Below are 7013 nucleotides of genomic sequence, written 5' to 3' on the forward strand. Positions count from 1 at the left end.
ACCTGCGCCCCCCGCTTTTTTTTTAAATCCCCAACCCCACCCCCCCCCTGCCCCCGCCCCCCCACACCCCCCCCCAACCCCCCGGGGGGCCCCGCCCCCCCCCGGCCCCCCCCCCCCCCGGCAGTCTCCGCTCAGGCGGTGAGCTGTGCCTCGATGGCCGCGACGAGCTCCGGGGCCTCCGGCTCCGTGCGGGGACGGATACGGGCGACCGGCTCGCCCGCCGGGGAGATCAGGAACTTCTCGAAGTTCCACTGGATGTCACCGGCCTCGCCGTCGGCGTCCGCGAGCTGCGTCAGCTCCACGTACAGCGGGTGCCGGCCCGCGCCGTTCACGTCCGTCTTCTCCAGCAGCGGGAAGGTGACCCCGTACGTTGCGGAGCAGAACGCCTGGATCTCCTCCGAGCTCCCCGGCTCCTGGCCGGCGAACTGGTTGCACGGCACACCGAGCACGGTGAACCCCCGGTCCCCGTACGTCTTCTGGAGTCGCTCCAGGCCGGCGTACTGCGGGGTCAGTCCGCACTTGGAGGCAACGTTCACCAGCAGGACGGCCTGGCCCCGGTAGGCGCCCAGGGTGGTCGGCTCGCCGGTCAGGGTGTGGAGCGGGATGTCGTAGAGCGTCATGAGGGTCTCCTTGTAAGTGGCTTCCACTGCCATTCTTACGCTCACGGGTCCGCCCTCATGCCCACAGGTCCTTCACTGCGAAGCCGATCGTCCGTCTGTCCGGATCCAGCCCGCGGACCGCGGTGATCACCCGACGTGCCGTGCGCCTCCCGGCCGCTTGTAGGGTGCTGATCATGAGCGATGACTGGCGGAAGGACCGGATCGGCAGCGCGCTCCGCGGTGAGAATCCGACGGTGCTCCGGAGGACCGAGGCCGGGTTCGCGGTGATGGGGGACGTTCAGTTCCTGCCGGGATACTCGGTGCTCCTCGTGGATGATCCTTCCGTGCAGCGGCTGTCCGACCTTCGGCGAAGCAAGCGGCTGGCGTTTTTGTCGGACATGGACAGGCTCGGGGAAGCCGTCGAGCGTGCCGGCAAGCGGCTGGACCCCTCCTTCCGGCGGGTCAACCTGGAGATCCTCGGCAACACCGACGCTTTCCTGCATGCGCACGTGTGGCCGCGGTTCGCCTGGGAGCCGGACGAACTCGTGGGCAGACCGGTGTGGTTGTATCCGCGCGAGTGCTGGAGCGACACGAAGTACGCACTCGGCCCGCAGCATGATGCCCTGCGCGAGGCGATCAGTGCGGAACTGGCTCACCTCGCGTCGACAGAACAGCGCTGATCCCCGGCGCTGTGCTCGTGGGACTCGCGGCCTTCCGGGCATGGAGGGTGGCGTCGCCTACAGAGGCGCCGACGGGCTCGCCGCCCGTGCCGGTGCGGGACCGCCCCGGCCGACCGGCTTGTAGTAGAAGGTGGTCGGCTTCAGGACACCGGCCGGGTCTCCGGCGTAGTCCGGTACGGACCCGCACTCCGTCCAGCCGGCCGAGCGGTAGAGCCGCTCGGCGGGGCTGCCGCTCTCGGTGTCCAGGATCAGCAGCGTGACACCGTCCTCGGCCGCCGAGTGCTCGACGGCGTCCAGCAGCGACCGGCCGAGCCCCCGGCCGCGCGCGGACGGACGGACCATCAGCTTGGCGACCTCGGCGCGGTGACGGGCGTTCGGCAGTGGTGCCCGGACCAGACCGATGGTCCCGGCGATCCGCTCACCGTCCCGGGCGATCCAGACCTGATGGTGCCCGGACGTCACAAACGTGGCCCGCTCCCGCCACCAGCAGGCGGCCTCGCCCCGGTCCAGCGGAGCGAGGAAGCCCACGGAGGACCCCTCCTCGACGGTCTCCACCAGGAGCGCGGCCAACTCGTCGGCGTACGTGACCAGTTCGGGTCCGGACACCGGGACGATCTCGGTCATACGACAGGTCCTTTCACGGCGATACGATCAGCAGTGCGCAACGGACCCCTGCCGGGCCCGGACAGTGGAAGCGCGACGGGCCGCGGAGTTGGAACGGCAGGCCGTCGCCGGTGCGGACGATGTGCCCGCGCAATACCGCGCGCGACCACACTCCGTGGCGGTGAGCGGCACGCCCGGCAGGGCTCGCGCCGGGCGGCCGTCGACCGCGGCGGTATCCACCTCTTGGGCTAACGACCGGGCTCGCCCCTCGCCCCTCCGCCTCCGCGCCACTGGCTCTTGAGAGAATCGACCGGTGGAGTCCTTCGAAGCGCTGCCCGATACCGACGCCGATCCGCTGCCCGGCACCGCCGGAGCGGCCGGCCGCCGACAGGTCCGCTGCCGGATGTGCGGACGCCCGCTCACCGGTACGGCATCGCGCCGTACCGGTCTCGGCCCCGCCTGCGACGCCAGACTGCACCCGGCGCCGCCCGACATCCGCACCCGCCGCCACGAGGTCGAGCAGGACACGCTGCCCGGAACCTGAGCCGTCAGGAGGGCTGCTCGCCCAGCCGCCGGAACAGCCCCTCCTGCACCACGGACACCAGCAGATTGCCCCCGCGGTCATAGATCCGGCCGCGCGCCAGACCCCGCCCGCCCGTCGCCACCGGCGACTCCTGGTCGTACAGGAACCACTCGTCGGCCCGGAACGGACGGTGGAACCACATCGCGTGATCCAGGGACGCCATGTCGAAGCCGCGCGGCCCCCACAGCGGCTCCACCGGGATCCGCACCGCGTCCAGCAGCGTCATGTCGCTCGCGTACGTGAGCGCGCAGGTGTGCACGAGCGGGTCGTCGCCGAGCGGGCCGACCGCGCGCATCCAGACCGCGCTGCGCGGATCCGCGTCCGTGATCTCGTCCTTCGTCCAGCGCAGCCGGTCGACGTACCGGATGTCGAAGGGCTGGCGCCGCGCCATCCGCTCCAGGGCCTCGGGAAGCGCCCCGAGATGGTCGCGCACCTCCTCGGCGACGGTCGGCAGCTCCTCCGGGTCCGGCACCTCGCGGGCGGGCGGCAGCTGGTGCTCGATGCCCGCCTCCTCCGGCCGGTGGAAGGACGCCGTCAGATTGAAGATGGTCCGGCCCTGCTGGACGGCCGTCACCCGGCGGGTGGTGAACGACCTGCCGTCCCTGACCCGCTCCACGTCGTAGACGATCGGCACGCCCGGACGGCCCGGCCGCAGGAAGTAGGCGTGCAGCGAATGGACCGGCCGGTCCCCGTCGGTGGTGCGGCCGGCCGCCACCAGAGCCTGCCCGGCCACCTGCCCGCCGAAGACCCGCTGCAGGGACTCCTGCGGGCTGCGGCCGCGGAAGATGTTGACCTCGATCCGCTCCAGGTCGAGCAGGTCGACCAGGCGCTCGGCGGGGTTCGTCATGCTGTTCGTCTCCACTCTCGCGGCGCCGTCGGTACGGACGCGCTCACAACTGGCCCACGGAGGTGACCCGGAGCACTGCCCGGCTCTCCTCGTCGGACGCGGCCAGATCGACCTCGGCACTGATGCCCCAGTCATGGTCGCCGTTCGGGTCGGCGAACGTCTGCCGGACCCGCCACAGACCGTGCTCGGCGTCCTCGTCGATCTTCAGCAGCTTCGGTCCGCGGGCGTCAGGACCGGTGCCCAGCTCCTCGTACTCGTCCCAGTACGCGTCCATCGCCTCGCCCCACGCGTCCTCGTCCCAGCCCGAGCCGCCGTCCATCTCGCCGAGATCGCGGACCCGGTCCAGGGCTGCCAGCTCGACCCGGCGGAACATCGCGTTGCGCACCAGCACCCGGAAGGCGCGGGCGTTGGCCGTGACCGGCTTGACCTCGTCGGCCCGCTCCTGCGCCTGCTCGGCCGTCTCCACCTCCGGGTTGGCGAGCTGCTCCCACTCGTCGAGAAGGCTGGAGTCGACCTGACGGACCATCTCGCCGAGCCAGGCGATGAGATCCTCCAGGTCCTCGGACTTGATGTCGTCCGGGATGGTGTGCTCCAGCGCCTTGTACGCGCCCGCGAGATACCGGAGAACGATTCCCTCGGTCCGGGCCAGCTCGTAGTTCGAGGTGAACTCCGTGAACGTCATGGCGCGTTCGTACATGTCGCGGATGACCGACTTCGGCGACACCGGGTGGTCGCCCACCCACGGGTGGCTCTGCCGGTAGACGTCGTACGCGTGCCACAGCAGCTCGCTCAGCGGCTTCGGGTACGTGACGTCCTGCAGGAGCTCCATCCGCTCCTCGTACTCGATGCCGTCGGCCTTCATCTGCCCGACCGCCTCACCGCGCGCCTTGTTCTGCTGGGCGGCGAGGATCTGACGCGGGTCGTCGAGCGTCGACTCCACCACCGAGACCATGTCCAGCGCGTACGACGGCGATTCGGCGTCCAGCAGGTCGAAGGCGGCGAGTGCGAACGTGGACAGCGGCTGGTTCAGCGCGAAGTTCTGCTGGAGGTCGACGGTGAGCCGCACGATGCGGCCCTCCGCGTCCGGGGTGTCGAGCTGCTCCACCACGCCGCCGTCCAGCAGCGAGCGGTAGATGGCGATCGCCTGGCGGATGTGGCGCAGCTGCGCCCTGCGCGGCTCGTGGTTGTCCTCCAGCAGGTGCCGCATCGCTTCGAAGGCGTTGCCCGGACGTGCGATGACGGACAGCAGCATGGTGTGTGTGACCCGGAAACGGGAGGTGAGCGGCTCCGGGTCGGACTGGATCAGCTTGTCGAACGTCGTCTCCGACCAGGCCACGAAGCCCTCGGGGGCCTTCTTGCGGACGACCTTGCGCTTCTTCTTCGGGTCGTCGCCGGCCTTCTTGACCAGCTTCTCGTTCTCGACGACGTGCTCGGGGGCCTGAGCGACGACGAAGCCCGCCGTGTCGAAGCCCGCCCGCCCGGCCCGGCCCGCGATCTGGTGGAACTCCCGGGCGCGCAGCGTACGCACGCGGGTGCCGTCGTACTTGGTGAGCGCGGTGAACAGCACGGTGCGAATGGGGACGTTGACGCCGACACCGAGCGTGTCCGTACCGCAGATCACCTTCAGCAGGCCCGCTTGCGCGAGCTTCTCCACGAGGCGGCGGTACTTCGGCAGCATGCCCGCGTGGTGCACACCGACGCCGTGCCGCACGTAACGGGAGAGGTTCTGGCCGAACTTGGTGGTGAAGCGGAAGTTGCCGATGAGATCGGCGATCTTCTCCTTCTCCTCCTTGGTGCACATGTTGATGCTCATCAGCGACTGCGCCCGCTCGACGGCCGAGGCCTGGGTGAAGTGCACGATGTAGACCGGCGACTGCCGGGTGTCCAGGAGCTCGGTGAGGGTCTCGGTGATCGGTGTCAGCCGGTACTCGTAGCTCAGCGGCACAGGACGCGTGGCCGAGCGCACCACGGAGGTGGGGCGGCCGGTGCGGCGGGTCAGGTCCTCCTCGAACATCCGGACGTCGCCGAGGGTGGCCGACATCAGGACGAACTGGGCCTGCGGGAGCTCCAGGATCGGGATCTGCCAGGCCCAGCCGCGGTCCTGCTCCGCGTAGAAGTGGAACTCGTCCATCACGACCTGGCCGATGTCCGCGTACTTCCCGTCACGCAGCGCGATGGAGGCCAGTACCTCGGCCGTGCAGCAGATCACCGGGGCGTCGGCGTTGACCGAGGCGTCACCGGTGAGCATGCCGACGTTCTCCGTGCCGAACAGCTTGCACAGGTCGAAGAACTTCTCCGAGACCAGCGCCTTGATCGGGGCGGTGTAGAAGGTGACCTTGTCCTGGGCCAGCGCTGTGAAGTGCGCACCGGCCGCGACCAGGCTCTTGCCCGAGCCGGTGGGGGTGGAAAGGATCACGTTGGCCCCGGAGACCACCTCGATCAGCGCCTCCTCCTGAGCGGGATAGAGGGTGATGCCCTGCGTCTCGGTCCATGACGAGAAAGCCTCGAAGAGGGCGTCGGGGTCGTCGGTCGGGGGCAGCTGATCGATTAGGGTCACGCCCCCATCTTGCCTGTCTTCCGCCCGGATGAGGGAACCGGACGACAGCACGAAGATCACGGACGATACGCTTCCCACTCAACTCGGCCGCACCGCAACGACGGTGGCCCGAGCCCGGACGCGGCGACACCTGTCCATGCTTTGTCAATACCTGGTCAATATCTACGGGGGCGGAAACAGTCATGATGGGACCGGCACACTCTCTGTCAGGGGCGGCGGCCTGGCTGGGGGTGGGTGCGGCTGCGGCAGCCGCGGGACACACCATGCCGTGGCCCGTCCTGGTCGTCGGCGCGCTGATCAGCGCGGGTGCCGCGCTGGCACCCGACCTGGACCACAAGTCGGCGACCATCTCGCGGGCCTTCGGGCCGGTCTCCCGGGGCCTGTGCGAAATCGTCGACACGCTCTCGCACGCCGTCTACAAGGCCACCAAGATGCGGGGCGACTCGAACCGCAACGGCGGTCACCGGACTCTGACCCATACCTGGGCGTGGGCGGTCCTGATCGGTGCCGGAGCCTCCGCCGCCGCGATCACCGGCGGCCGGTGGGCGGTGCTGGGGATCCTCTTCGTCCACCTGGTGCTCGCGGTCGAGGGGCTGCTGTGGCGGGCCGCCCGGATGTCCAGCGACGTCCTGGTGTGGCTGCTCGGCGCGACCAGCGCGTGGATCCTCGCGGGCGTCCTGGACAAGCCGGGCAACGGCGCGGGCTGGCTCTTCGAGGCCCCTGGTCAGGAATACCTCTGGCTCGGGCTGCCGATCGTGCTGGGGGCCCTCGTGCACGACATCGGCGACGCGCTGACCGTCTCCGGCTGCCCGATCCTGTGGCCGATCCCGGTGGGCCGCAAGCGCTGGTACCCGATCGGTCCGCCGAAGGTCATGCGCTTCCGGGCCGGCAGCTGGGTGGAACTGAAGATCCTGATGCCGGTGTTCATGGTGCTCGGGGGAGTGGGCGGCGCGGCCGCGATGAATCTGATCTGACGCTGCCCGGGCACCCGTGCCCGGCCGGTCGGGCACGGGTACGGGACGGACCGGCCGGCCGGGCGGGATGAGCGAGCCGGTCTGCTTGAGGCGGCGGACCCGGAGATGCTGACGCCGTAGGCGCCGACGCCGGGATCACCGGGGCGGCCGGGCAGAGCAGGGCCCAGTCC

At 70.2% G+C, this 7013-nt stretch carries 7 protein-coding genes; 3 read left to right on the forward strand and 4 right to left on the reverse strand.

Annotated features, from left to right (window positions below):
- Positions 1–131 precede the first annotated feature (131 nt).
- Complete coding sequence (locus tag ACFVW8_RS37820) at positions 132–620, reverse strand: glutathione peroxidase (RefSeq protein ID WP_389698357.1); 489 nt, start codon at positions 618–620, stop codon at positions 132–134.
- Positions 621–793: 173 nt separating this feature from the next.
- Between ACFVW8_RS37820 and ACFVW8_RS37825 the strand changes: the two genes are divergently transcribed.
- A complete protein-coding gene (locus ACFVW8_RS37825; protein WP_389698369.1) occupies positions 794–1279 on the forward strand; it encodes an HIT family protein in 486 nt (161 codons plus the stop codon).
- A 57-nt stretch (positions 1280–1336) separates the two neighbouring features.
- Here ACFVW8_RS37825 and ACFVW8_RS37830 read toward each other — a convergent pair whose 3' ends face one another.
- Entirely contained in the window at positions 1337–1903 is a 567-nt protein-coding gene (locus ACFVW8_RS37830) for a GNAT family N-acetyltransferase (RefSeq protein WP_389698359.1), read from the reverse strand.
- A 292-nt stretch (positions 1904–2195) separates the two neighbouring features.
- Here ACFVW8_RS37830 and ACFVW8_RS37835 point away from each other — a divergent pair, with 292 nt between their 5' ends.
- Complete coding sequence (locus ACFVW8_RS37835; RefSeq protein ID WP_389698361.1) at positions 2196–2426, forward strand: DUF6011 domain-containing protein; 231 nt, start codon at positions 2196–2198, stop codon at positions 2424–2426.
- Between the two features lie 4 nt (positions 2427–2430).
- On the opposite strand, the gene ACFVW8_RS37840 is transcribed toward ACFVW8_RS37835, so the two are convergent.
- Complete coding sequence (locus ACFVW8_RS37840) at positions 2431–3312, reverse strand: acyl-CoA thioesterase (RefSeq protein WP_389698363.1); 882 nt, start codon at positions 3310–3312, stop codon at positions 2431–2433.
- Positions 3313–3355: 43 nt separating this feature from the next.
- Entirely contained in the window at positions 3356–5869 is a 2514-nt protein-coding gene (locus ACFVW8_RS37845) for a DEAD/DEAH box helicase (protein WP_389698365.1), read from the reverse strand.
- A gap of 182 nt (positions 5870–6051) precedes the next feature.
- Here ACFVW8_RS37845 and ACFVW8_RS37850 point away from each other — a divergent pair, with 182 nt between their 5' ends.
- Positions 6052–6843: a metal-dependent hydrolase gene (locus tag ACFVW8_RS37850; RefSeq protein WP_389698367.1), complete on the forward strand. Its 792-nt coding sequence runs from the start codon at positions 6052–6054 to the stop codon at positions 6841–6843.
- Positions 6844–7013 lie beyond the last annotated feature (170 nt).

Source organism: Streptomyces sp. NPDC058221 (genome assembly GCF_042882365.1).
GTDB lineage: Bacteria > Actinomycetota > Actinomycetes > Streptomycetales > Streptomycetaceae > Streptomyces.

Excerpts from the sequence above, each read along its gene's own strand:
- ACFVW8_RS37850 (WP_389698367.1), top strand. The coding sequence starts at position 6,052 with ATGATGGGACCGGCACACTCTCTGTCAGGGGCGGCGGCCTGGCTGGGG.
- ACFVW8_RS37820 (WP_389698357.1), bottom strand. The coding sequence starts at position 620 with ATGACGCTCTACGACATCCCGCTCCACACCCTGACCGGCGAGCCGACC.
- ACFVW8_RS37840 (WP_389698363.1), bottom strand. The coding sequence starts at position 3,312 with ATGACGAACCCCGCCGAGCGCCTGGTCGACCTGCTCGACCTGGAGCGG.
- ACFVW8_RS37825 (WP_389698369.1), top strand. The coding sequence starts at position 794 with ATGAGCGATGACTGGCGGAAGGACCGGATCGGCAGCGCGCTCCGCGGT.
- ACFVW8_RS37830 (WP_389698359.1), bottom strand. The coding sequence starts at position 1,903 with ATGACCGAGATCGTCCCGGTGTCCGGACCCGAACTGGTCACGTACGCC.